The organism is Marinactinospora endophytica, assembly GCF_054780875.1.
Window position 1 is genome coordinate 134,738 of the sequence record NZ_BAAGVM010000014.1, and the last position, 23,684, is coordinate 158,421.

The 23,684-nt window shown below is 72.8% G+C and carries 25 protein-coding genes and 1 pseudogene; 12 read left to right on the plus strand and 14 right to left on the minus strand.

Annotation, left to right across the window (positions count from 1 at the left end; all coding sequences use genetic code 11):
- The first annotated feature begins 318 nt into the window (after nucleotides 1–318).
- Nucleotides 319–588 (plus strand): DUF6225 family protein, encoded by a 270-nt coding sequence (locus ACYVHU_RS23080; RefSeq protein WP_078760891.1) that lies wholly within the window; start codon nucleotides 319–321, stop codon nucleotides 586–588.
- Nucleotides 589–652: 64 nt separating this feature from the next.
- Here ACYVHU_RS23080 and ACYVHU_RS23085 read toward each other — a convergent pair whose 3' ends face one another.
- Nucleotides 653–1,174 (minus strand): globin domain-containing protein, encoded by a 522-nt coding sequence (locus ACYVHU_RS23085; RefSeq protein ID WP_078760890.1) that lies wholly within the window; start codon nucleotides 1,172–1,174, stop codon nucleotides 653–655.
- A 557-nt stretch (nucleotides 1,175–1,731) separates the two neighbouring features.
- Between ACYVHU_RS23085 and ACYVHU_RS23090 the strand changes: the two genes are divergently transcribed.
- Nucleotides 1,732–2,694: a diacylglycerol/lipid kinase family protein gene (locus ACYVHU_RS23090; RefSeq protein WP_498949493.1), complete on the plus strand. Its 963-nt coding sequence runs from the start codon at nucleotides 1,732–1,734 to the stop codon at nucleotides 2,692–2,694.
- A gap of 61 nt (nucleotides 2,695–2,755) precedes the next feature.
- Here ACYVHU_RS23090 and ACYVHU_RS23095 read toward each other — a convergent pair whose 3' ends face one another.
- Nucleotides 2,756–3,547 carry a carbon-nitrogen hydrolase family protein gene (locus ACYVHU_RS23095; RefSeq protein WP_078760889.1) on the minus strand — a complete coding sequence of 264 codons (792 nt, stop codon included), beginning with the start codon at nucleotides 3,545–3,547 and terminating at the stop codon, nucleotides 2,756–2,758.
- A gap of 86 nt (nucleotides 3,548–3,633) precedes the next feature.
- On the opposite strand from ACYVHU_RS23095, the gene ACYVHU_RS23100 reads away from it, so the two are divergent.
- Nucleotides 3,634–4,263, plus strand: coding sequence for a GntR family transcriptional regulator (locus tag ACYVHU_RS23100; RefSeq protein WP_144390015.1), 630 nt, complete (start codon nucleotides 3,634–3,636; stop codon nucleotides 4,261–4,263).
- Nucleotides 4,264–4,285: 22 nt separating this feature from the next.
- Here ACYVHU_RS23100 and ACYVHU_RS23105 read toward each other — a convergent pair whose 3' ends face one another.
- Nucleotides 4,286–5,641, minus strand: coding sequence for an MFS transporter (locus tag ACYVHU_RS23105; RefSeq protein WP_200813556.1), 1,356 nt, complete (start codon nucleotides 5,639–5,641; stop codon nucleotides 4,286–4,288).
- Between the two features lie 86 nt (nucleotides 5,642–5,727).
- Here ACYVHU_RS23105 and ACYVHU_RS23110 point away from each other — a divergent pair, with 86 nt between their 5' ends.
- On the plus strand, nucleotides 5,728–6,420 hold the full coding sequence (locus ACYVHU_RS23110) for a DUF2848 domain-containing protein (RefSeq protein WP_235000834.1): 693 nt from the start codon (nucleotides 5,728–5,730) through the stop codon (nucleotides 6,418–6,420).
- Between the two features lie 73 nt (nucleotides 6,421–6,493).
- On the opposite strand, the gene ACYVHU_RS23115 is transcribed toward ACYVHU_RS23110, so the two are convergent.
- From ACYVHU_RS23115 to ACYVHU_RS23125, 3 genes are all read right to left on the minus strand, one after another.
- On the minus strand, nucleotides 6,494–8,518 hold the full coding sequence (locus ACYVHU_RS23115; RefSeq protein ID WP_144390026.1) for a CocE/NonD family hydrolase: 2,025 nt from the start codon (nucleotides 8,516–8,518) through the stop codon (nucleotides 6,494–6,496).
- Nucleotides 8,518–9,810 (minus strand): ATP-grasp domain-containing protein, encoded by a 1,293-nt coding sequence (locus ACYVHU_RS23120; protein WP_327308072.1) that lies wholly within the window; start codon nucleotides 9,808–9,810, stop codon nucleotides 8,518–8,520. Before ACYVHU_RS23120 ends, ACYVHU_RS23115 begins: the two co-directional genes overlap by 1 nt.
- Before the next feature lie 169 nt (nucleotides 9,811–9,979).
- On the minus strand, nucleotides 9,980–10,381 hold the full coding sequence (locus tag ACYVHU_RS23125) for a DnaJ family domain-containing protein (protein WP_078760885.1): 402 nt from the start codon (nucleotides 10,379–10,381) through the stop codon (nucleotides 9,980–9,982).
- Between the two features lie 161 nt (nucleotides 10,382–10,542).
- On the opposite strand from ACYVHU_RS23125, the gene ACYVHU_RS23130 reads away from it, so the two are divergent.
- Complete coding sequence (locus tag ACYVHU_RS23130; protein ID WP_078760884.1) at nucleotides 10,543–11,154, plus strand: TetR/AcrR family transcriptional regulator; 612 nt, start codon at nucleotides 10,543–10,545, stop codon at nucleotides 11,152–11,154.
- A 280-nt stretch (nucleotides 11,155–11,434) separates the two neighbouring features.
- Here the strand turns inward: ACYVHU_RS23130 and ACYVHU_RS23135 are convergent, their stop codons facing one another.
- A complete protein-coding gene (locus ACYVHU_RS23135) occupies nucleotides 11,435–11,812 on the minus strand; it encodes a VOC family protein (RefSeq protein ID WP_078760883.1) in 378 nt (125 codons plus the stop codon).
- A 246-nt stretch (nucleotides 11,813–12,058) separates the two neighbouring features.
- Here ACYVHU_RS23135 and ACYVHU_RS23140 point away from each other — a divergent pair, with 246 nt between their 5' ends.
- A complete protein-coding gene (locus ACYVHU_RS23140) occupies nucleotides 12,059–12,487 on the plus strand; it encodes a DUF6210 family protein (RefSeq protein WP_078760977.1) in 429 nt (142 codons plus the stop codon).
- A 153-nt stretch (nucleotides 12,488–12,640) separates the two neighbouring features.
- Here the strand turns inward: ACYVHU_RS23140 and ACYVHU_RS23145 are convergent, their stop codons facing one another.
- From ACYVHU_RS23145 to ACYVHU_RS23160, 4 genes are all read right to left on the minus strand, one after another.
- Nucleotides 12,641–13,732 carry a VIT1/CCC1 transporter family protein gene (locus ACYVHU_RS23145; RefSeq protein ID WP_078760882.1) on the minus strand — a complete coding sequence of 364 codons (1,092 nt, stop codon included), beginning with the start codon at nucleotides 13,730–13,732 and terminating at the stop codon, nucleotides 12,641–12,643.
- 405 nt (nucleotides 13,733–14,137) lie between these two features.
- On the minus strand, nucleotides 14,138–15,118 hold the full coding sequence (locus ACYVHU_RS23150) for a TIGR03557 family F420-dependent LLM class oxidoreductase (protein WP_078760976.1): 981 nt from the start codon (nucleotides 15,116–15,118) through the stop codon (nucleotides 14,138–14,140).
- Between the two features lie 352 nt (nucleotides 15,119–15,470).
- Nucleotides 15,471–16,502, minus strand: a complete 1,032-nt coding sequence (locus tag ACYVHU_RS23155) for a class I SAM-dependent methyltransferase (RefSeq protein WP_078760881.1) — start codon at nucleotides 16,500–16,502, stop codon at nucleotides 15,471–15,473.
- Between the two features lie 564 nt (nucleotides 16,503–17,066).
- Nucleotides 17,067–17,852: a helix-turn-helix domain-containing protein gene (locus ACYVHU_RS23160; protein ID WP_235000833.1), complete on the minus strand. Its 786-nt coding sequence runs from the start codon at nucleotides 17,850–17,852 to the stop codon at nucleotides 17,067–17,069.
- Nucleotides 17,853–17,949: 97 nt separating this feature from the next.
- On the opposite strand from ACYVHU_RS23160, the gene ACYVHU_RS23165 reads away from it, so the two are divergent.
- Together ACYVHU_RS23165 and ACYVHU_RS23170 are read left to right on the plus strand one after the other, a co-directional pair.
- Complete coding sequence (locus tag ACYVHU_RS23165; RefSeq protein WP_235000832.1) at nucleotides 17,950–18,753, plus strand: SDR family oxidoreductase; 804 nt, start codon at nucleotides 17,950–17,952, stop codon at nucleotides 18,751–18,753.
- 460 nt (nucleotides 18,754–19,213) lie between these two features.
- On the plus strand, nucleotides 19,214–19,435 hold the full coding sequence (locus ACYVHU_RS23170; protein WP_078760880.1) for a hypothetical protein: 222 nt from the start codon (nucleotides 19,214–19,216) through the stop codon (nucleotides 19,433–19,435).
- A 460-nt stretch (nucleotides 19,436–19,895) separates the two neighbouring features.
- Here the strand turns inward: ACYVHU_RS23170 and ACYVHU_RS23175 are convergent, their stop codons facing one another.
- Entirely contained in the window at nucleotides 19,896–20,090 is a 195-nt protein-coding gene (locus tag ACYVHU_RS23175; RefSeq protein ID WP_078760879.1) for a hypothetical protein, read from the minus strand.
- Between the two features lie 75 nt (nucleotides 20,091–20,165).
- Here ACYVHU_RS23175 and ACYVHU_RS23180 point away from each other — a divergent pair, with 75 nt between their 5' ends.
- Together ACYVHU_RS23180 and ACYVHU_RS23185 are read left to right on the plus strand one after the other, a co-directional pair.
- Nucleotides 20,166–20,288: a hypothetical protein gene (locus ACYVHU_RS23180; protein WP_268805236.1), complete on the plus strand. Its 123-nt coding sequence runs from the start codon at nucleotides 20,166–20,168 to the stop codon at nucleotides 20,286–20,288.
- A gap of 146 nt (nucleotides 20,289–20,434) precedes the next feature.
- Nucleotides 20,435–20,640, plus strand: a pseudogene (locus ACYVHU_RS23185) (IS982 family transposase); the annotation flags it as partial.
- A gap of 335 nt (nucleotides 20,641–20,975) precedes the next feature.
- On the opposite strand, the gene ACYVHU_RS23190 reads toward ACYVHU_RS23185, so the two are convergent.
- Complete coding sequence (locus ACYVHU_RS23190) at nucleotides 20,976–21,131, minus strand: DUF6355 family natural product biosynthesis protein (protein ID WP_498949494.1); 156 nt, start codon at nucleotides 21,129–21,131, stop codon at nucleotides 20,976–20,978.
- On the opposite strand from ACYVHU_RS23190, the gene ACYVHU_RS23195 reads away from it, so the two are divergent.
- Nucleotides 21,088–21,342, plus strand: coding sequence for a PadR family transcriptional regulator (locus ACYVHU_RS23195; RefSeq protein WP_078760878.1), 255 nt, complete (start codon nucleotides 21,088–21,090; stop codon nucleotides 21,340–21,342). The two genes, ACYVHU_RS23190 and ACYVHU_RS23195, sit on opposite strands and share 44 nt — an antisense overlap.
- A 3-nt stretch (nucleotides 21,343–21,345) precedes the next feature.
- On the plus strand, nucleotides 21,346–21,924 hold the full coding sequence (locus ACYVHU_RS23200) for a hypothetical protein (protein WP_078760877.1): 579 nt from the start codon (nucleotides 21,346–21,348) through the stop codon (nucleotides 21,922–21,924).
- A gap of 364 nt (nucleotides 21,925–22,288) precedes the next feature.
- Here the strand turns inward: ACYVHU_RS23200 and ACYVHU_RS23205 are convergent, their stop codons facing one another.
- Nucleotides 22,289–23,593, minus strand: coding sequence for a replication-associated recombination protein A (locus tag ACYVHU_RS23205; protein ID WP_078760876.1), 1,305 nt, complete (start codon nucleotides 23,591–23,593; stop codon nucleotides 22,289–22,291).
- Nucleotides 23,594–23,684 lie beyond the last annotated feature (91 nt).

Below are 23,684 nucleotides of genomic sequence, written 5' to 3' on the forward strand. Positions count from 1 at the left end.
GGCGAAGTTCGTCAAGCCTTTAAAGGGGCGGGGATCCACGGCGGAGAAGTTGGATGGATTTTGCCTGCCGCTTTCCGGTCGGGGCCCTGAAGCCCCTCCCGCGGCTCCTTCCGCGCTTGTCCACGCGCGCCGGGGCTGGACGCCGGCCGGCCCCGGTCCGCGCCGAGCCCGGCGGAGCGCCCCGACCGCGGCCCCGGCCTTCGGGGAGCCGACGCGACGCCACCCCTGCCATACCAGGGAAATCCCTGCTCGGCGCGCCCGCTGCTGAGAGCATGGCCAACGGCAGGACGGCGACCCCGAGAGCACGAAAGGACGATCATGGACCGGACCTACCGCCACGAGGCGGTCATCCTGACGCTCGGCGAACTGCGCCGCGCGGTGGCCGGGAGCGACCTGCCCGACGACACCCCCGTGACGATCGTGGTGCCCGACGCCCCCACCTCCGAGGGCGAGGAGGTGATGTGGGACGACCTGGTGTGCACCGCCGCCGAGCGTCACCGCGAGAACGGCCGGGGCGGTGTTCCCGGAGACGAGAGCTTCCGGTTGACCGCCGACTACCACAGCGGCGACTACTTCCACCGCCTGTGAGCCGCCCCCCGGCCGGGCCGGGGCGGCGCCCGTCCGTGAGGCGGGCGCCGCGAACGCCTCCCGACTACGGAAGCGGGCCGGCGGGACGCGCGGCGCGGCTGTGCCGGCCGCGCGCGGCCAGGGGAGCGCGTGCCGTCTCCTCTTCCGCGGCCTCCCGCGCCCCGACGAGCATGGTCGCCGCGATCCACTCGTAGACCAGCACCCAGGCCGAGCTCATCGAGGAGGTCCAGGTGGGCGCGATGTCGGCGACGGCGCGCACCAGGGCCCGGCCGACGTGGGGGTAGTGCTCGGGGCGGACGCCGATCCGGTGGTGGTGCCGCCCCAACCGGTGCAGGAAGTCACGCACCTGGACGGGGCGGTCCAGGTGGTCGACGACCTCCACGAGGGCGTGCGCCATCCGTTCGCGCTGTGGCCCCATGTCGGCCGGGAACATCGACCGCGTCTCGGGGACGAGCGCGAACAGGTGGTCGTAGAACAGGTCGGCCAGCCGGGTGGACCCTCTGGGCAGGTCGGCACAGGACAGGCGGACGGCCTCGACCACGGCGGGATCGGGCAGGGGCACCTCATGGGCGGATCGGGGCTGCACGGGGAGAGGTCTCCAGGGGGTCGGGGTGGGGAGGGTGGGTCTCGTCAGCGGACGGGGCGGGCCGGCCTCGTTCCCGATGGCGGTTCGGTCATCGTCATCCGTCCTTTCTCGAGGTTCCCCGCGCGCCCACCTCACTGTGACGGGTACGCGCCGGCGTGTACACCACTTCCCCACCGGAAACCGACAGGAGTTCCCTCGCGCAACAGGGGAGCCCCCGCGCCCGCCCGGCCGGGCCGATACGAGCGGAACCGTCCGCCGCACCCGCCGGGGCGTCCCGGTGGCCGCGCTCGCCCGCTCTCAGCGGTCGCGCGCCCCTCCCGTACCCGCGCCGGACCGGACCGAACACGCACGCGCTCTGAGCTGGTGACTCCTGGACATCGCGCGGGAACTCGCCCGCCCGTGCGCCTCCGTCTCCGGGCCTCCCCGGGATGGCGTGGGGGGGCACGGTGGAGGCCGCGCGGCGCCGGATCCGGACCGGCTCCCGCCTCAGCGGTGCCTCCGGGGCGGGCCGGTATAACGTGTAGCCCGCCGCGTCGTCGTGTGGATCGTGAGGAACCGTGTCACCAGGGACCCCCTCGACGCCCCCGCCCCCCATCCGGCCGCCCCGGCCCGCCCCCGCGCACCCGGTCCCCGCCCGGAGCCAGGCGCGGCGGTTCACCGCGCTCGTCAACCCCGTCTCCGGTGACGGCCGGGCCGAACAGCGCTGGGCCGGGCCGGCCGGCCTGCTGCGGCGGGCCGGCGCCGTGGTGCGCACCGAACGCACCCGCGATTCCGCGCACGCCACCGAGGCCGCCAAAGCCGCGGCGGAAGCCGGGGACGTCGTCGTCGCCGTGGGCGGCGACGGCCTGGTCCGGGACGTGGCGCAAGGGGTGGTCGCCGCCGGCGGGACCATGGGGATCGTGCCGGCCGGGCGGGGCAACGACCTCGCCCGGCGGCTCGGGCTGCCCGCCTCCCCGCGGGAGCTGGCGCGCGTGCTGCTCGAAGGCCGGCCGCGCGCGGTGGACGTCATCGAGGTGGGCGAGGGGACCATCGTGGTCGGCAACGTCTACGCCGGTGTCGACTCGGCCGCGAACCTGCTCGTCAACGAGCTCCGGGGGCTTCCCCCGCTGTTGCTGTACCGGCTGGCGCCGGTGTGGGCGATGCTGCGCTGGCGGGTCCCGCGCTACACCCTGACCCTCGACGGCCGCTCGATCACGTTGCGCGGGCACACCGTCTCGGTGGCCAACTCCGGCACCTACGGGCACGGGCTGCGCATGGTCCCGCAGGCCGTCCTCGACGACGGGGTGCTGCGGGTCATGACGGTGGACGCGGTTTCCCGCCACCGGCTCGTCCCCTTCATGCTGCGCGCTCGCAAAGGGACCCACACCGGTATGGCGGGGGTGCGGATCGTGACGGCGCGCGAGGTCGTCATCGCGGCCGACCGGCCGGTCCCGCTCTATGGGGACGGCGAGGACCTGGGGGAGCTTCCCGCTCGGTTGCGCGTCCGTCCCGGCGCGCTGAACCTGCTGTCGCCCGCCTGAACCGGTGCCGGGACGGTCGCCCCCGTCCCGGCACCGGCGGCTCCTTCGAGGAGCGGGGGTGTCACAGCCGGGCGTTGGCCAGCACCGGGATGGCCTCGCGCACGCCGGTGACGGTGGCGGGGTCGATGTCGACGACGAGCGTCTCGGGAGCCGCGCCCAGCTCGTGCACGACGCGCCCGGTGGGGTCGATCACGGCGCTGTGGCCGATGCCGCGCGGGGCGTTGCCGGTGACGGTCTCCCCCACCGTCTCGGGGTCGGCCTGGTCACAGGCCAGGATCCAGGAGGTGGAGTCGAGGGCGCGCGCCCTCGTCAGCAGCCGCCACTGGTCGAGCTTGCCCTCGCCGGTCCCCCACGAGGCGCACAGCACGGTGGCGACCGCGCCGTGGCGGGCCAGGTGGCGGAAGAGTTCGGGGAAACGCACGTCGTAGCAGGTGGCCAGGCCGATCCGGACCCCGTCCACCTCGATGACGACCGGTTGCGCGCCGGGCTCCACGGAGTCGGACTCCCGGTGGCCGAAGGCGTCGTAGACGTGGATCTTGCGGTAGGCCGCCTCCACTCCCCCGCCGGTGGCCAGCAGGACGTTGCTCACCCTGCCCTCGGAGGCCGGGGTGAACATCCCCGCCACCACGGTGACGCCGGCCTCGGCGGCGATGGCGCGCAGGCCCTCGGCCCACGGCCCGTCCAGGGGCTGGGCCAGCGGTGCCAGCGGGACCCCGAACCGGACCATGGCGGCCTCGGGGAACACCACCAGACCGGCGCCCCGTGCCGCCGCCTCGGCAACGCCCGCGCGGACGGATTCGAGGTTGGCCGCGGGATCGTCGGTGGAACTCGTCTGGCACAGTGCGATACGCATCCGTGCTCCTTTCGGGTGTGTCCGCCCGGTGGGCGGGCTGGGATACTGGGCTGCCTGCATACGAATTGTGTACAAGAGGAGGGGTCGTGGCCGGGTCGGGGCGGGATCGTGCGTACACCTACCTGAAGGAGGTCTACCTGGCCGATCCGGAGTGCCAGGGCAGGTTCATCAACGAACAGGAGGTCGCCGACCGCATCGGGGTGTCGCGCACACCGATCCGTGAGGCCCTGTTCCTGCTCTCCGCGGAGGGGCTGGTCCAGCTCATCCCCAAGCGCGGCGCCTACGTGGCCCCGTGGACGGCGCGTGAGCTCAGCGAGCTGATGGAACTGCGCGGCATGGTGGAGCGCCACGCCGCGACCCAGGCGATCGCCCGTGGCGTGGTCCCCGAGGCCGAGATGCGCGCCGCGCTGGACCGCCAGTACGGACTGCGCGGCAGCGACGAGGGGGCCGCCTTCATCGACTGGGACCACCGCTTCCACTCCGCCCTGGTCACCGCCGTCGGCAACGACATGCTCATCGACTTCTACAGCGGGCTGCGGGCCCGGCAGGTGCGCGCCGGGATCGTCGCGCTCTTCTCCGCCCCCCACCGCCGTGAGGCGGTGCTCCAGGAACACGAGGAGATCCTGCGCGGGCTCGTCGACGGCGACGTCGCGGCCGCCCACCGGGCGATCGACGCGCACCTGGACTCGACCCTGCGCGTCCTGATCGACACCTGACCGGACCCGCACCCCGGCGCGCTCAGCCGGTGGTGACGGAGGCGTCGGCCCGCTCCCGGGCCGCCCGCAGCACCTCGTCGTCCTCGTGCGGCGCGGGGTCGCGGCCCAGGAGCAGGCCGATCACCGTGACCGCCGCGGTGACGGCCAGGTAGACGGCCAGCGGGATCCAGGTGCCGAACTGGGCCAGCAGGTAGGTGAAGAGCAACGGGGCGATGGCGCCGCCGATGACCCCCGCGAGGGTGTAGGCCAGCGAGCTGCCGGTGCTGCGCAGCCGCGGGTGGAACTGCTCGGCGACGAACGCGGCCTGCGGACCGTACATCAGGGAGTGCAGGAGGAGCCCGACCACGATCCCCACGGTCAGCATGGCGAAGGAGCCGCCGGAGATCATCGGGAAGAACAGGAAGGGCCACACCGCCGCCCCGACCGCCGCGACGCCGTAGAGGAAGCGGCGGTTGACGATGTCGGACAGCCAGCCCGCCAGCGGGATGAGCAGGACCTGCGTCGCGGACCCGATGAGCACCGCGGCCAGCGCGGTCCCCGACTCCAAGCCGAGCTCCTGGGTGGCGTAGGTGAGCACGAAGACGGTGAACAGCGCGTAGACGACGTCGGGGGCCACCCGGCTGAGGACGGCGGCGGTCAGCGCCCGCGGCTGGTCGCGGAAGACCTCGCGGATCGGCGCGGAGGGCCGGTGCCCCTCCTTCTCCATGGCCTGGAAGACCGGGGTCTCCTCCAGCTTGGCGCGGATCCACAGGCCGAACAGCACCAGCACGCCCGACAGCAGGAAGGCCACGCGCCAGCCCCACGAGAGGAACTGCTCCTCGGTGAGCAGCAGGCCCAGCAGCGCCAGGACGCCGTTGGCCATCAGGTTGCCCGCCGGCGGGCCGACCTGGGCCGCCGAGGCGTAGAACCCCCGTTTGCGGGGGTCGCCGAACTCGCTGGACAGCAGTACCGCGCCACCCCACTCGCCGCCGACGCCCACGCCCTGGGCGAAGCGCAGCAGGACGAGCAGGACCGCCGCCGTCGAGCCGATGGAGGCGTGGGTGGGCAGCAGGCCGATGAGGAAGGTGGCCACGCCGATCAGCATGAGGGTGCTGATGAGGACCTTCTTACGGCCGATGACGTCCCCGAGGCGCCCGAAGACGAAGCCGCCCAGGGGGCGCGCGACGTAGCCGATGGCGTAGGTGGAGAACGCCAGCAGTGTCGCGGCGAGAGGGTCGTGGCTGGGGAAGAACAGGTGCCCCAGCACCAGCGCGGACGCCGCCGAGTAGACGGCGAAGTCATACCACTCCAGGGCCGTTCCGGAGAGGCTGGCCACGAAGGCCCTCACCACGTCGCCGCGTTGCGCGGGCGCCGTCGTCGCCCCGCCCGAATCCGTCATGTCGACCCGACCTTTCCTTCATGAGAAGCAAACCTGTCGTTATACTGCTTGTATACAAGAGGTATGCGCAAGTGTCGGGAGTAGATTTGACCAGTCTGAAACTTGAGCTCAACAACGGCGTCGAGGTCGACGTCGAGATCACGACCCTGCTCAACGGCGGCTACGCCGGCCGCAGCCAGGACGACGTGCGCGCCCACGTCGCCGAACTCGCCCTGCTCGGCGTGCCCGCCCCCGAGACCACCCCGGCGCTCTACCCCATCTCGCCCTACCTGGCGATGCAGACCGACGAGGTGCCCGTCCAGCACGAGCGCACCTCCGGCGAGGCCGAGTGGGCGCTGATCGTCGCCGGCCCCCGCCCCGAGGACCTGCTGCTCACCGCGGCCTGCGACCACACCGACCGCGCCCTGGAGGTGCACGGGGTGGCCTGGAGCAAGAACGCCGGTCCCGACGTGATCGCCACCCGCGCCTGGCGGCTGGTCGACGTCGCCGACCACCTCGACGAGCTGACCCTGACCGCCTGGGTCGGCGAGGACAAGGCCGACACCGAGATCCAGCGGGGCACCCTCGCCGAACTGCTCGCCCCGGACTTCTGGGTCGAGCTGCTGCGCGAACGGGACCTGCTCCACCCCGGCACGGTGCTGCTGTCGGGGACCATCCCGATGCGCGAGGGCGTCGACCAGTTCGCCCGTTGCTGGCGGGTGGAGCTGGGCGACCCGCGCACCGGCGACGTGATCGGCCTCGACTACACCACGCGCCGGCTGCCCGACCCCATCGGCTGACCCCGGGACCGCCCGCGCCCGTCCCGTCCGCGAACCGGACGGGACGGGCGCGGTCCGGTCTGGCGCGGCCCCGTCAGAGGTGGTCCCTGGGCACCCTCTCGCTCCACTCCCGCGAGAACACCCTGCGCGCGCCCTCGTAGGCGTCGAGCGTGGCGTGGACGTGGAACTCCTCCGACGTGCAGCTCAACACGGTGTGGGTCACCGCGCGCACGTCCCACTCGCCGCGGGAGAACCCCATGGTCCAGGTGGACTCCCCGCGCACCGACTCAAAGTCGTCGGCGATCCACGAGTAGCGCTCGTGGGCGCGCCGGGCCGTCTCCAGGCCGATGTCGTCATAGCGCACCCGGCCGTTGTCCTTGACGATCTCCAGCGCCGACTCATAGTCCACGAGGTCGCGGGAGACCCTCCAGTGGTGCTCCCCCGGTTCGAGCCGGGTGGTCTGTAGTGGCGGGGTCGCCTCGGGCTCCCCGAAGGGGCGCAGCGGCGCCTCGTCCGGCTCGGCCAGCGGGCGCACCGGCAGGGTCAGCGCGCTACTCCCGGAGAACACGCTCAACAGGACCGGTCGCGGCGGTGGCCAGGCCAGGGGCCAGTAGGAGGTGGACAGCGACAGCCGGATGCGGTGCCCCGGCGGGAAGGCCTGGGCGACACCGTTGAGCCGGATCTCGGCGCGGTAGCGCCGGCCCGGGACGAGCCTGCTCGGTTCGTCCCCGCCGTCCCGGCGGGTGAGGTTGAGCAGACCGTAGGTGACCCGGGTGGCGCTGCCGTCGGGGGCCACGTCGGACAGGCGGGCGGCCACCATCGCGATCGGCGCGTCGGCGGCGACGTCGAGGTGGACCACCGGCGAGCCGAGGATCTCGGTGCGTTCGGCGAGGATCTCGCTGTCGAAGACCAGGGACCCGCCGTCCTCCTCGCGCTGGTCGTAGGGCAGGTCGGGGGGCGCGTTGTAGGAGGCCCACTTTCCGGCGAACTGGCCGACCGACAGCGGCGAGCGCACGGTCATCTCCACCTCGGGCGTCTCCTCGCCCGGCGCGGCGATCCGGTGCGGGGCCAGCGGCCGGGTCTGCTCCCGGATGTGCGGGGAGGGCCAGGCCGGCTCCCCCACCCAGCGTCCCGGCCGCTCCTCATAGGCGGTGGAGGGGGGCACGCTCTCCTGCATCCAGGCCCGCAGCATGGGACCGTCCATCACGTCGTTGTCGACGTCCTTCAGCCAGTGGTCCCACCAGCGCACGACCTCCTGGAGGTAGCCGATCGCCGGCCCCGGCTCCCCCAGGTGGGGGTACTTGTGCGACCACGGGCCGACGAGGCCCTTGCGGGGCACGTCCAGGTGCTCCAGCAGCCGCGTCACGGCGTTGGAGTACCCGTCGGCCCACCCGCTGGAGGCCAGGACCGGGCAGCCCACGGCCCCGTAGTCCTCGCAGACCGAGGCGTGCCGCCAGTAGTCGTCGCGGCGCTGGTGGCGCAGCCACTCCAGGACCCAGGGGCGGGTCCCCTCCAGGCGCTCGTGCCACATCTCCCGCCAGCGCTCGCCCACCAGTTCGGGATCGGGGGGACAGGTGGCGTAGGCGAACATCGTGCCGGCCTCGGCGAGGTTGTCCGAGAGCAGGCAGCCGCCCATGTAGTGCATGTCGTCGGCGTAGCGGTCGTCGGTGAAGGAGGAGATGACGATGGCGTCGAGGCCGGGCGGGCGCCGCGCCGCGACCTGGAGGGCGGCGAAGGCGCCCCAGGAGATCCCCATCATCCCGAGCCGGCCGTTGCACCAGGGCTGTTCGGCCAGCCAGGCCAGCACGTCCTCGGCGTCGCGCTGCTCCACCTCCAGGTACTCGTCGGCGAGCAGCCCCTCGGACTCGCCGGTGCCGCGCAGGTCCACCCGCACGCAGGCGTACCCGTGCCCGGCCATGTAGGGGTGGTGGAGGGAGTCGCGCACCGAGGTGAGGTCGCGCTTGCGGTAGGGGATGTACTCCAGCACCGCCGGCACGGGGTCGCGGTCGGAGGAGACCGGACGCCAGATGCGGGCGGACAGGTGGATCCCGTCGGAGACGGGGATACGGACGTGCTCCTCCTCCTGGATCGGGTGGGGCAGGTCGGTGACGGTGGAGATCATCGGACCTCCTCTCTCCGATCGGGGTCGGCGAACTCGAAGGGCAGCGCGGCGACGCAGCGCTCGTACTTGTCCTTCAGCCCGGCCTCGTCGTCGGCCCCGACGAAGACGTGGGCCAGCTCGTAGCTGTAGCTGTCCTGGCCGGGCATGTCGGACAGCCGCGTGCCGACCTCGGGGACGATGTCGACCTTGACCCCGGGGATCTCGCGTTCGAGGCGGGCGATCTCCTCGGGGGTGGGCACCCGGCGCACCACGCCGTCCTCGAAGCGGCGGTGGTACCACTTGGCGGCCAGCTCGTAGCGCCCCCGCCGGTGCGGCATCCGGGGGTCGCGGCCCAGCGCGAGCGCGAGCATGCAGTGGTGGTTGGGGACGCCATCGACGTAGTCGAAGAGCTCGGCGTGGGACTGGGAGTGGCGCGGGTTGATCTCCAACAGGTTGACCGCGCCGCTGTCGGGGTCGTAGAAGAACTCGATGCTGAAGGTCGCCGAGTCCAGGCCGATCCGGGAGATCACCCGCTTGGCGACGTCCTCCATTCGGCGCAGCACCGGTTCGGGCAGGGACGAGGGGTACTGGTGGCGCAGGAAGGCGGAGCTGTCGGGGTAGTTGATGGAGTCCAACGCGCCATAGACGACGACCTCGCCGTCCACGGCGTACCCCTCGACCGCGGCCTGCACGCCGGGAAGTTCCGCCTCGGCCAGGCAGGCCTGTCCGCCGGCGACGGCGACCTCGGGGGGCAGGTCGAGGCGGTCCAGGAAGTACTCGAAGGGGCGGCCGACCCGGGAGACGCCCGCGCGGATCTCGGCGACCGCCTCCCGGAAGTCCTCCTCCCCGGCGACGTGGAAGGCCAACTCCGAGGAGAAGGACTTGACGGGCTTGAGCCACATCGGGAACCCCACCCCCGCGGGCGGCCGGGGATCGTCCAGGTCGACGATCCCGAAGGCGGGGTGCTCGTCGATGACCTTCTGCTGTTCCAGCCGGCTCCAGTACTTGTGCTCGCACTTGACCACCGACTCCAGGCTCGTGCCGCGCAGGCCGTAGCGCTCGCACAGGATCGGCACCATGGTGCTGACGGGGAAGTCCCAGTAGCCGACGATGGCGTCGATCGTTCCGTCGAAGGCGTCCAGGCCGGCCTGGGCGCGTTCCATCAGGTCGGCCACGGGGATCTCCCCGTGCTGGAGCTCCTCGACGCTGAGCAGGGGGTGGAAGCGGTACTCCTGGGCGCCCGGGACGTCGCGTAAGGTGTCCAGGTTGGTCTCGTCCATGCCGATCACGAAGATGTTCGCTGGGGGCACGGTCGTCTCCTCGCCAGTCGGGGTCAAAGTCCTCCCCGCGGCTACCCACGTCACGGCCGCCAATCCCCCGCCGCGCTTCGGCCGTCCCGCGAAACGGCCGGGATCCCCGTGTCCGCCCGTGTCGGACGGCCCCGAAGAGACCGTCCAACGGCCGCCCGCGGGGAGCCGTTCACCCGTCGCGGCGTTCGCGCCTGCGGGCGAGGACCGCCTCGACGTCGTAGGGCATCAGGGTGAGCGGTGGTCCCGGAATCGGGCGCCGCAGCATCGCGCGGATCTCCTCGTTGATCCCTTCGACGATCCGGCGCGCCTCGGCCTCGCTGCCGGCCCGCTGCGCCGCGGCGAGCGCGTCCTCGGCCCGCTTGCGCAGGGCGAGCGCGGGTGGCAGGAGCGAGGCGCCCTCCTCGCGCAGCTTGCGCCTGATCCACCACATGTCGTCGTGGCGGCGGTCGATGTCGGGGATGGGCTTGCCCGCGCCCGGCAGGTTGTCGAACTCGCCTCGTTCGGTGGCCTCGCGGATCTGACGGTCGACCCAGGACTCGAAGTCCATCCCGGGCGGTTTGCGCTCGGTCATGTCGGCCTGCCTTCCGTGCTCGCGCCGTTGGGTCCGGATCTTCCGGCGGCGGAAGCCCTCAAAACAATGAGACCTCATCGCTTTGCTGATGGCGCGAACCTAACCCGGATACACTCACCCCGTCAATCCGATATGCCCTCATCGATTTACCTGGAGTGCCCATGGGAGGTCGCACCCGCGGTCCGGGGGCCCAGCACGAACTCCGCCGCGCCGAGATCGCCGACGCCGTCTTGGCGGTGGTCGCCGACCTCGGCCCGGCCGCCGTGTCGTTGAGCGAGGTCGCCGCCCGCGCCGGCGTCTCCCCGGGGCGCGTCCAGCACTACTTCCCGACCAAGGACCGGCTGATCACCACGGCGTTCGAGCGGGGCAACGCCCTGAGCACCGCCCGGATCGAACGCAAGGTCGCGGAAGCGGCGTCGCCCGCGGCGCCTCGCACCGTCGTGACCGTCGTCCTCGTCGAGCTGATCCCCTACGACGCCGCGACACGGGACCACCTGCGGGTCCGCCATTCCTTCGGCGCCCTCGCCCTGACCGACGAGGCCATCGCGACCCGGCTGCGAGCGGAGTACGCCCACCTGCACGACCGCCTGGCACGGCTGCTGGAACGCGACCGCGACGCCGGTCTGCTGCGCGAGGACGCCGACGCGAGGGAGGCCGCCGTCTCCCTCGTCGCCCTGGCCGAGGGACTGGCCTACTACGTGCTGGTCGGGGTGGAGCAGACCGAGGCCGCCCGTGGGCGCCTGCTCCGGGCGATCGACGGGTACTACCGCTGACCTCCCGCTCCGCCGGTCCGGCCCGTCGCCCCACCGGCGCCCGCACCGCCCACCCGGGGCCTGGCGGTCCGCGCCGCCCCGCCTGGGCGCGCCGGCCGCCGCCCCGATCGCGCGGGTACGGGCGACCGGGTTCCGGCCGCGCCCGCTGGTCGGGGCGCGCCGCCCCGTCAGGGCGGCCACGCGGTCCCCGGTGTGCGGGGCCGTCGTGGACGGACCCGCCACCGGAGACCGCGCTCACATCGCGATCGCGGCACCCGCGACCGGGCGTGACCCGCGAACGTCACAGCGGGTCGAGGCGGGCCTTGAGCAGGCAGAACTCGTTGCCTTCGGGGTCGGCCAGGACGTGCCACGGCTCCTCCCCCGTCTGGCCGATGTCGGCCGGGCGGGCACCGAGCGCGAGAAGACGTTCGAGTTCGGCGTCCTGATCGCGGTCGGTGGCGTTGACGTCGATGTGCAGTCGGGACTTCCCCTTCTCCGGTTCGTCCCTGCGGCTGAGGATGATCGTCGGCTGTGGGCCGCCGAACCCCTCGCGCGGCCCGATCTCCACCGCGCCCTCCTCGCGGTCCAGTACGACGTAGTCCAGGACCTCGCACCAGAAGCGTGCCAGCGCCTCGGGGTCGCGGCAGCCGAGCACGAGCTCACTGATACGACACGCCATGAACGAACCCCACTCTCACTCCGGGAACCGCCGGGTGGACCAGGGGCGGACCTCTTGGCCCCGGCGGGAGAACAACCCGGCGATCGTAGTGGACGAGGCGAGCGCGAGTGAAGCGATTTCAGGGCCGCCCTCGTCCGGGCGACCGGGCGTGGCCGCCGGCCACGCGGCGTAGGCCGTGTCTCATGATCGATCTCGCAGGGCCAAATGTCGTTGAGCTTGTGGTGGGCGGCCCGGAAGACTGACGCCATGGCCTCTCGACACTTCGTCTTCCTCGATCCTGACGGCATGAGTGCCGGCGGCTGGCTGTATGTGGTGGTCGAGGCGGAGACCGGGGTCTGCTATCAGCAGCAGTACGGCGGAACGGCTTGCCGGCAGGGGCGGGTCGAGGGCTTTTTAGTGCCGTTGTTCGGCCCTGATGAGCTGGACGCGTTGCGCGAGCTGTTCGAGAAGCACTTCCGTGGTGCCGGCACCCGGAACCACGGGTGGCCGGATGACGAGCGGGACAGGCTCCGGGAGATCATCGGAGCCGTCCGCTACTGGGCATCCGACGGAACCACCGAGGAGCCGCACGCTCTGCGGCTGGACGGGAGCCGGATCCGTGAGATCGATGAGGCGTGGGTGCCGGTGGTCACGCCGGACGGTCCAGGCGTGCTGGTGTGGTTCAACTCGGACTGAACACGATGATCAGCTGTCGGCCCTGAGCCGGAGGATCAGTGCCACGATGACCACCCCGGCCGGGTAGCGGGCCGCCGGCTTGGCGAACCGGGTCGCCACGGCGCGTCCGTTGTCTCTCCTCGCCCCACCACACGATCGATCATGGGACACGGCCTAGCCGACCGCCGTGCCGAAGGCGAGGCCGAGCAGGTAGGTCGCCGCAGCGGCGGCGGCGCCGATCGCGAATTGGCGTAGCGCCCTGCGCAACGGGGACGCGCCGGACAGCAGCCCCACGACCGCGCCGGTGAGCAGCAGGCCGATCCCGGTGAGGACACCGGCCACGACGAGCGCGGCGGTCCCCTCCCCACCGGCCAGGAACGGCAGCACCGGGATCGCCGCCCCCGTCGCGAAGAAGGCGAAGCTCGACACCGCCGCGCCGATCCCGCTGCCCACCACCTCGTCGCCTCCACCGCCCGCGCCCAGCGCGCCGGGCGCGGGCATGCCGTGGCGCAGCACCGCGTCGGCGCGCCGGCGCGCCTCCTCCGCCGCCATCCCCCGGGCCCGGTAGACCAGGGCGAGCTCGTTGACGTCGACGTCGAGCGCGGGCGGCGGCGCCGTGGCGTCCCCGCCGGGGGCGGAGGCCGCCAGCAGTTCCCGCTGCGAGCTGACCGACACGAACTCCCCGGCCGCCATCGACAGCGCGCCGGCCAGCAGCCCCGACAATCCGGTCAGCAGCACCGTCTGGGAGCCGGCTCCACCGCCGATCACCCCGAGGACCAGGGCCGCGTTGCTCACCAGCCCGTCGTTGGCGCCGAAGACGGCGGCGCGCAGTGTCCCCGACATCCGGGCCCGCCCGCGCGCGGCGAGCCCGCGCACCACCTCGGCGTGCACGCGCTCGTCGGCGGCCATCGCGGGTGAGGCGTCGGCGTCGCCCTCGTAGAGGGACCGGTCCTCGGCCCGCTGGAGGAGCGCCAGCACGAACACCCAGCCGAAGCGGCGGGCGCAGAGGTTGAGCAGCCGGCTCCGGGGCCCGCCCCGGCGCGGCGGCCCGACCCGGTCGCCGAGCAGGTCCTCCCAGTGCGCGACGTGGCGTTCCTCCGCGGCGGCCAGGCCGAGCAGGATCTCGCGCTCCTCGCCGGTGCGGCGGGCCGCCAGCGCGCGGTAGGTCCGGGCCGCCTCCCGCTCGTCGGCGAGCCGGCGACGCCACCGCCGCAGGGTCGAGGAGGAAGGGGCGGGGCCGCCTTCCGGTTCCTCCTGCCGCGCCATTGGTGCCCTCCTCGCCTCCGAAGCTCCGGCCGTGCCCGCGGGGACGCCCCTGCCCCTCGCCCGCCCGGCCGAAGACGAGCCCGCGGAAGGCGTCACGCAGCCGGGAGATCGGCACCGGGTCGCGGGAGTAGCGGATCCGGTCGGTGAGCAGCAGCGCCCACCTGCCGACCCGGGGCGACACCCACGTCGCGGTCCCGGTGAAGCCGTAGTGGGTCCAGACGTCCTCGCCGGGGTCGGTGCCGGGGGCCGGATGCCACGACAATCCGCGCGCGGGGCACAGCCCGCCGGTACGCACGCGCGGTGAGGCCTCGCCCCATCGAGGCCCAGCCGTCGCCGTCCCCGGCTTCCCGAGTATCGCCCGGTCCGCGGGTTCCCCGCCGGGCTTCACCGATTCCGGACCGGATTTCAGGACCCCGAGGCGCGCGGGGTCAGCCCGCGGATGCGGCCGTCCAGCTCCTTGCGGTAGAAGTCGATGAAGCCGTCGGGATCGGGGCCGGCGTTCTGCATCACCAGCCGGTCGAAGCCGGCGTCGACGTAGGCCTGGGCCGACTCGACGTAGCGCTCCGGGTCGGGACCGCAGGCGAACTGGGCGAGCACGTCCTCCTCCCGGACGGTGGAGGTGGCCGCGTCGAAGTTGACGGGGTTGGGCAGCTCGCTCATGACCTTCCACCCGGTCAGCGCCCAGCGGCTCGTCTCCAGGACGGCCTGCGCGGCGGTGTGCTCGTCGGGGGCCCACGCCATGGGCACCTCGGCGTAGCCGGGGCCGTCGCCGCCCGCGGCGCGGTAGTGCTCGACGATCTCGCCCTTGGGCTCGGTGGCGAACAGGCCGTCGCCGAGCTCGGCGGCGATGCGCGCCGAGACCTCGCCGCTGGCGGCCACGGCGATCAACGGCGGCTCCTCGGGCAGGTCGAAGACGCGGGCGTCCTCCAGCCGCAGGTACTCCCCCTCATAGGAGCGGTATCCGCCGCGCCACAGCAGCCGGATGATCTCCAGCGCCTCGCGCAGCATCGCGTGGCGCACCCGGACCGAATCGGGGAACTCCTGGCCGACGACGTGCTCGTTGAGGCGTTCCCCCGACCCCACGCCCAGGACGAACCGCCCGCCGGAGATCAGGGCCGTGGTGGCCGCCGCCTGGGCGATGATCGCCGGGTGGTAGCGCACGGTCGGGCAGGTCACACCGGTGGCCAGGCCGATCCGCTCGGTGCGGGCGGCGATCGCGCCGAGCACGGTCCAGGCGAACGGGGAGTGGCCCTGCACGTCGAGCCAGGGATGGTAGTGGTCGCTGATCTCCACGAAGTCGAACCCGGCCTGCTCGGCCAGGACGGCCTGGCGGACGAGTTCGTCGGGGCCGAACGCCTCGGCGGCGAGCTTGTATCCGATCTGCATCTGTTCCTCGTTCCGTGTGGTCGGGAGGTCGGCGCCCCGTCCCGCCGGGCGGCACCTGCCGAGTGCCATCGGGGCGGTCCTAAAACGGTCTCCCCGCGCCCGTCGAGGTGGGGCGAGTCGCCGCTACCCGCACGCCCACCGGGCATGCGTGCTCGGTCCGAGAGCGCCGTCCCCCGCGCGGGGACGCGCCGGTCGGTGGACAAGCGGCGCGTCCGGCCCGGGAGCGCCGTCGTCGGGCACCGCCCCACGGCGTCGAAGGGAAGGCGCCGCCGCATCGGTGTCGCAGAGGGGTGGAACGGCGACGATGGCGCCGCCGCCTCCCCGGTCTCGGGCCGGCGACCGTCCCTTCGCGTCACCGCCCGGCCCCGGCCGGGCGTGTGGCGGGCGGCCGGAGCAGGCAGCGGCCCCGCCCCGCCCTGCCCCGCGCGCGCCACCGAGCCGGCCCTGGGCACGGCCCCCTGGGCGCCCCGTTCCGCGGCCAGCCCGGCCGTCCCTCGGCTCCCGGCCGTTCGCGGTGGGGGCCGGCGAAGCGGTAGCGCACCACCCACACCCCTCTGCGGGCCTGGGCCGGCCATCGGGCGAACAGGGCGGCCGTGATCCGCAGCGGCGGCGACAGCGCCCCCACCCGCTCCTGGACGCCGAAGCGCTCGTCGACGAAGACGAGGCCGGGGGCCAGCGCCTCGACGGCGCGCGGCTGGTCGAACCCGAAGCCCCGGTAGCCGCGGGGAATTCCCAGGCGCCGCATCATGGGCTGGGCCCCGACGGTGCGGGCCACCAGGCGCGGATAGGCGTTGAAGACCAGTTCACCGTCGTGGAAGTGCCCGGCGAGCGCGGTGAGCATCGCCCGCGCCCCGTCAGGGGGAAGGAGACCGACGAGCCCGTCGGCCACCACGATCGTGGGACGGTTCCGGGGCAGGCCGGCGAGCCAGCCGGCGGCGGTGACGTCGGCCGCCACCAGGTGCGCGCGGGCGCCTTCGGGCGACAGGGGCTCAGGGGGCAGCAGGGCACGGCGTAACTCCGCGGCCGCGGGCAACTCGACGTCGTACCAGTCCACTTCGGAACCCGGCCGGATCCGGTGGCGGCGGGTCTCCAGCCCGGCTCCGAGTTCGACCACCACCGCGTCGCGGTGGGTCGCCAGGAAGGATCGCACGGCGCGGTCGAGCATGACGCTGCGCAGGGCCGTGGCGAGGGCCACCGTGCCACCGACCCCGACACGGCCGGGGTCGACGTCCAGGCGCTCCAGCAGCGCGGCGGGCACCGGGTCACCGAGGAACGGCACGGACCGGCGCTCGTCCCGCGCCCGGCCGATCAACGTCACCACGAGCGTTCGTTCGACCGGGGACAGGTGGGCGAGACCGTAGCGGTCCGATGGCGGTTCGGTCATGCTCCTGCTCCTTCGCGGGGAGGGCGGGGCGGCCGGGCCTGGGCGGTCATGGTTCCGGCCGGAGAGGAGACGGCCTCGCCCGGGGCGTGGGGCGGCGGGGCCGGCCCGTCACCCACGGTCCTGGACGGAGACCCGTCCGTTGTGCGACGCCAGCGCCTATGGCCCCGACGCCCGGTTCCGGGGCGCGCGGGCGGGCAACGCCGGCGCGCCCCTGCGGACCACCGGAAACGGCACCGGCTATTCCCAGCCCGGCACGCCCACCGCGGCCGATCCCTACGTCGACCACGCCGACGTCCGTGTCCCCCGCGACGGGTTGGAGCTCTCCCGGGGGTGGGGATTCCCTCCAGCCTGGAGCCGAAACCACAGTGGGGCTTCCCGCCCGTCGCGGGATCACCTACAGGAGACCGGAAACCTCGACAATTCAGGCATGAAGAGCGCCCTTCCCGCTACCGGGAGGGGCGTGGTCGCGTGAACCGGATGCCGCCGCGGGCGGACCTGTCCGAGCGGCCGACGCCCGCGGAGCCTTCCGGCCCGAGGCGGCGAAGAACACCGACCGCACCGCGGTCAGCCGCCACCATCGGTCGCCTCCCCCTTCTCCTGGTAGACCAGGAGCTGGTAGCCGGGCACGCTGGCGACGTCGAACGCGTGGAACTCGATGCGCAGCAGGCCCCGGGCGGGGTGGCGCAGCACCTTCGTCTCATGGGTCTTGGGCCACACGTCGTGGCGCGCCCACAGGTCGGGGAACTCCGGGCTCTCGGCGTTGAGCCGGTCGAGCAGTTCCCGGAGCCGGGCCGGGGCGACCGCGAAGTCGGCGCTGGCCCGCAGGTTGGCCACGGTGGCCTCGGCGGAGGCCTGCCACTCGACGAAGAACCGGCGGCCCTGGGGATCCAGCAGGACCATCTCCAGCAGGTTCGCGGTCTCCTCGAACCCGGCGAACAGCTCCCGCGCCGCGGCGTTCATCGCCAGGACGTCGAGCACCGGATCCAGCACGATCGCGCCGGAGTCGCTCCAGGAGTCCATCAGGTTCAACAGCTCGGCCGGCACCGGCCGGACCGTCGCCTCCTCGTCGAGCCGGCGTGCCGCGCCGGCCAGCGCGTACAGGTGCCGGTCCTCGGCCTCGGTCAGCCGCAGCGCCCGGGAGAGGCCGGCGAGGACCACCTCCGAGGGGCGGGTCTCCTTGCCCTGCTCCAGTCGTCGGTAGTAGTCGACGCTCACCCCGGCGATCGCGGCGACCTCGTCGCGGCGCAGGCCGGGCACCCGGCGCTCCCCCGCCGCGGGCATGCCGACCTCCTCGGGCGTCACCCTGGCGCGGCGGGTCATGAGGAACTCGCCCAACTCGCTGCGTGACATGCCGTGAGCCTACCGACGGACACGGCGTGGCCGCCGACCGGTGGGGGGCCGTATCGCTACCCCCCGGATCGGCGGAACCGGTCGCACACTGGTCGACATGGACACGACACACGACACCCAGCACTCCGCCCGAACCATCTCCGGCACCCCGCTCGCTGGACGTGTCGCCGTGGTGACCGGTGCCTCCAGCGGCATCGGCGAAGCGACCGCCCTGCGCCTGGCCGGACTCGGCGCGAAGGTGGCGTTGATGGCCCGTCGCGGCGACCGGCTCGACGAGGTCGAGGACCGCGTCCGCGCCGACGGGGGAACCGCCCTGGCGCTGCCGACCGACGTCACCGACCGCGCTGCCGTCCTCGCGGCGGCCGACCGGGTCACCGAGGAACTGGGCCGGGCCGACCTCGTCTTCGCCAACGCCGGTGTGCAGCTGATCTCTCCCATCACCGACCTGGCGACGGCCGACTGGGACGCCCAGATCGACCTCAACGTCAAGGGCGTCATGAACACCATTCAGGCGTTCGTCCCCTCCCTGGAGGCGGCCGCGGCCGAGGGCCGAAGCGCCGACCTCATCATGACGTCGTCGATCGCCGCCGTGCGGATCCTGGAGGGCTTCCAGGTCTACTCGGCGACCAAGGCCTACGTCGCCCAGCTGACCCGGCTGCTCCGCACCGAATTGGGCCGCAAGGGGATCCGCGTGGGAGTGGTCGAGCCGGGCATGGTCGACACCGAACTGCCCGACCACGTCACCGACCCGGCCGCGAGCAAGCTCATGGCCGATCTCATCGAACGGATCGACGTCCTGTCGTCCGAGGACGTCGCCGAGACGGTCGCCTTCATGAGCGCGGTGCCCAAGCACGTCAACCTCACCGAGATCACCATCCTCCCGACGGAGCAGGTCATCTAGCGCTCATCGGCGACCAGAGATCCGAAATCTCCGAACGGACGTACACCCCGGGCGCGGGGACGGGCCGGCCCGTCCCCGCGCCCTGCCGAACCCCCCGTTGCCTCCCCTGGTCGTTCGACGGCGTTGAAACCCGCCGGCAACACCTGGGGACGCGGCCACCGGCCGTGAACGGACGGTTCCCCCGCCCGGCCATCACCGCAGGGCCACGGTTCAGCTGGCACCGGTGCCCCGAACTCCTTCACCGGGTCCTGGACCAGAGCGCGGGACCGCTACGCCTCCGGGCGGCGGTCCGCCTGATGCCGCTCTCCACCCGACCCGCGAGCCACATCGCCCCGCTGACCACCGGCGACATCCCCCAGGACACCAACGGCCAGGCGCTCGTCCGTCCCGGCGGCCCGCCGGCACTGGTCCCCGTACCCCCGCCGACCTGCCGATCCAGGCCCGGGATCAGCGGACCGACATGAACACCACCAGCCAGGACGCGACCTGGTTGTTCCCCGGCCGCGGGGCCGAGCGTCCCACGCACCCGCACGGCCTCGCCGAACCGATCCGCGACAGCGGTGCGCGCCCCGCACCGCTCGTCGTCGGGACGCTGGGGTTCGACCACGGGGCCACCACCCGGGTCGTCACCCAGGCCGGAGGGGCCTGGAACCGCTACACCTCCAACGACCACGCACCGTGATCGGGACCAGGGAGAACACGGGCCACTCGGTCAACGGCTCCTGCCGGTCTCGGCCCCTGGCCTGGACCTGCGCGCCGAGACCCATGTCGAGGTCGACGGCGGCCTGGTCCGTGGCCGCCTCCTGGACTACGGCGACACCCTGCCGTGGCCGCGGGGTCACGCTCACGAGGACATCCACCACGACCGCCCGCGGACCGGCCCCCTGGCCGTCGTCACCGCGGTGACCAGGGTTTTCGGCCCGACGCGCTGGTCGTGGGCCGCGGCCGGGCAACGGCGCCGCGTACGCCTCCGGCCAGACCACGGCCTGAGGTGACGGGGACGCCGGCGCACGGCCCGGGTGTCGATGCGACGAGCCGGCCGAGGACACCGGTCCGATCCCAAGCCGGAGGCGGACCGGATGTCCGCCCCCCTGCTGTCCGCACCGGGCCCGGCGTCAGCGAACGCCTCGTGCGCGCTCGCGCTACCGGGACCGCCGGTGCGCCTTCCACGCCCGGTGGAGTTCGCGCCGACGCTCGTACTCCCTCTTCGCCCGGAGCCGCGGATCTGCTTCGGGGGTCAGGGCCGCCGGGCCCATGACGTGCAGGAACGCGTAGTTGATATGGAATCCCATCCTGTACAGCAGCGAGAACGAGTCCTGCTCACGCGGCTTGTCCATGACCGTCCACCTCACCGTTCCCCCGAACCGCGGACGCACGCCGCGAGAGTGCAATCGAGCGGGGAATCCATTGCCGTGAAAACCGCGGTCTTCCCCACCCAGCAGCGTACCCGCCCGGTTTTCGCCACCCCGGTCAGCCCGCCCCGCTCGGCCGCCGGCCTCCGCACCAGCGTCCACGCCGAGAACCCGCCCCCCTGACCGCCTGGGGCGGCCTGGCCCAGGCCGCGGGACGGGGCGCACCGATCGGCGCGGCGAGCGGAGCGATCATGCCCGGTGCGGGCGGCCCCACCGCCCACGCCTTCGACCTCACTGATGTTCGGCCATGACCGCGTCCGGCGGGTCGAGCCGATCTGGGCCATCTACTCATTCGCCCGATCCGAGGGGACGAACCCGAGGTGGAGGTGTTCCCTTCCTGGTTGCCTCAGCTGATCGAAGCGGCGATTTGGACGTTGAAGAACCAGCTCGGGCCGGAGCGGTACGCGGTCCGCACCATGGAGGGGTGTGGGCGCGGGTATGTCAGCGCATCGTGGCGTTCAACGCCGTGATCTGACGTGACCGGCTGATCGATGCCCCGGCCAAACGGTCCTTGATCGCTTACGACCACTGACCAGGACACACAACAATCCCATCAACGATCCAGCCCTCAGTGGTAGGCAGGGGGCGGGGAGGACCGCTTCAGGATCTGGTGGCAGCCTCCGCGTAACGTGCCGTTACCCGGAGGCTTCATCGTGTCCAGGTTCGTCAACCCAGGCCGTCTGTCCGTCGGCAAGGTTCACTTATCGGAGGTCAGGTTCAGGAAAAAGCAGCGCCCGCGCGAACCGTCGCGCGGGCGCCGCGGCGTCAGGGTGAACGCCTTGTTTTCCCAAACCACACCACCCCGTCGGGTCAGCAGGTCCTGCCTGTGTACCAGGCGTTGGTGACTTCCCTGGCGCCACCGATGTCGCTGCGCCCCGGAGGCAGGCACCGCTCGCGGTCTCCCTTGGGGAAGGTGTAGTCGATGCGCCGACTGTCGGAGGGCAAGGTCAAGCTCGGCGCCGGCACCCTGTACGGGGCACTGGACCGCCTGGCCGATCAGGGCCTGGTGGAGGTTTCGGGCGAGGAGGTCGTCAACGGCCGCAACCGCCGCTACTACCGGCTCACCGGCCAGGGACACGCGGTCTTGGCCGGTGAGGCCGAGCGCATGGCCCGCCTCGCCGAGCTCGCGCACCGTCTGCTCGCCCCCGGCCCCCGCCCCCAGACAGGAGGAGCCTGACCGATGGACGCCTACGAACGGCAGCTGCGCCGGGCACTGCGCTGGTACCCGCGCCACTACCGCGAGAGCCGCGGCGAGGAGATCGTGGCCACCGCGCTGGAACTGCGCGCCCCCGGCGCGCAGGAGGTGGACCGGGCCGAACTGCGGGGACTGGCCTTGGCGGGCCTGCGCACCCGTGTGCGCGAGCACCCGCCGCTGCGCGCGTGGGCCGCCTACCGCTTCCTGGGGGCGCGGGTCCCCTACCGGTATCGGATGTGGGCCCGCGACGACGTGGTTGGACGCTGGTTCGCGGTACGCCGGTTCGGTTGGGGCCTGGCGGCGCTCGTCGTCGTGATGGCGGCGTGCCTGCCGCTCGCCTACGGGGGAGCCCTGTACGCGGGGCTGGACCCGTGGGGGGACGACTACACGGTGGGACTGGCGCCCAAGGTGGTGGAGAGCCTGCTGGCGGCGGGAAGTCTGTGGCTGGTCTTCTGGGTGACGGCGCAGTTCGTGACCCGATTCGACCGCGACTCGGTGCTGGCCCGGCACGGCTTCGCCCCTGAGGCCGAGCCACCGGCCGGAGTGAGTGAGCGCCACGGCTGACACCGCCTCAGGAGAAGGCCTCCGTTACGAGGGGTATCCGCGTCGGATCTGGCATTACCCAAACCGCGTGGGCTGAGTCATGTGAAACGCTCACCGGAACAGTCGGACCGCGGCGGCCGGTTCGGGAAGCCGGGGCATATCACAGAACCCGTCGCGAGGGGCATCGCGCGGAAGCTGTCTCACGAGAGGATGTGAGAACGAAGTTCAGGGGCGAACCGAACACGGTCCGGCGGGGGTTCGCGTCCTCTCAGAACCGCTCATTTCCGCGGACACGGGACGTGCAGCAGCCCCCGGCGCCGAGGGCGTCACTCCACACAGGGGCGAGCAAGGACCCGGACAACGGATTCTTCACGGCGCCGGCCGGTCAGTCGCTTCGTCTGCGAGCACGCAGAGCGGCCCAGTGGCGCAGGCGGTCGGAGATCTGGGCTTCGTAGCCGTTACGGGTGGGCCGGTAGTACGTCTCGCGGTCCATGCCGTCGGGGAAGTAGTCGGCGCCGGAGAAACCGTCGGCGGTGTCGGGGTCGTACTGGTAGTCCTCGCCGTAGCCGAGATCCTTCATCAGCCGGGTCGGGGCGTTGAGGATGTGAGCGGGCGGCATGAGCGAGCCGGTGCGGCGGGCGGCGCGGTGTGCGGCGTTGAAGCCGCGGTAGACGGCGATGGACTTGGGCGCGGTGGCGAGGTAGACGACGGCCTGGGCGATCGCCAGCTCGCCCTCGGGGGAGCCCAGCCGTTCGTACACGTCCCAGGCGGCGAGCGCCTGCCGGAGGGCGTGCGGGTCGGCGATGCCGATGTCCTCGCTTGCGAAGCGGACCAGGCGGCGGGCGACGAACAGGGGGTCCTCGCCGCCGTCGAGCATGCGGGCGAGCCAGTACAGCGAGGCGTCCGGATCGGAGCCGCGCATCGACTTGTGCAGCGCGGAGATCAGGTTGTAGTGGCCCTCCTGCGTCTTGTCGTACAGGGGGGCGCGCTGCTGGATGTGGTGGACGAGCGCCGCGGTGTCCAGGGCGCTTTCGGTGTCGGGGAGGGCCTGGAGCTGTTCGGCCATGTTGAGGAGGTAGCGACCGTCACCGTCGGCCATGGCGATCAGGGCGCCGCGGGCGTCGTCGTCAAGAGGCAGCCGGAGGCCGGTGAGCTGCTCGGCGCGGTCGAGGAGCGTGGACAGCGCGGCTTGGTCGAGGCGTTTGAGGACGAGGACCTGGGTGCGGGAGAGGAGGGCGCCGTTGAGTTCGAAGCTCGGGTTCTCCGTGGTGGCGCCGATCAGGGTGATCGTGCCGTCCTCGACGTAGGGAAGAAAGCTGTCCTGCTGGGCACGGTTGAAGCGGTGGATCTCGTCGACGAACAGCAAAGTGCCCTGGCCGATGCCGCGCCGGCGTTGTGCGGCGGCGAAGACCTTGCGCAGGTCGGCCACGCCGGAGAAGGTGGCCGACACCGGTTCGAAGGCCAGGTTGCCGGCGTGCGCGAGGAGCCGGGCGATGGTCGTCTTCCCGACGCCGGGCGGCCCCCACAGGATGGCGGAGCTGAGACGCCGCTGGGCGACCATGCGGCCCAGCGGGGCGTCTGGGGCCAGGAGGTGGTCCTGTCCGACGACCTCTTCCAGCCGGGTGGGGCGCAGGCGGTCGGCGAGCGGCCGGGTGGGCTCCTCGTCGAAGAGCGGCAGGGTCGGTTCCATCGGTCTCTCGGGTCGGTGGCGGACGTGTGCGGGGTGGCGAGCCTTGCACGGGGACACTGGCGAGCGGGGGATCAGCCGCTTGTGGCGCTCC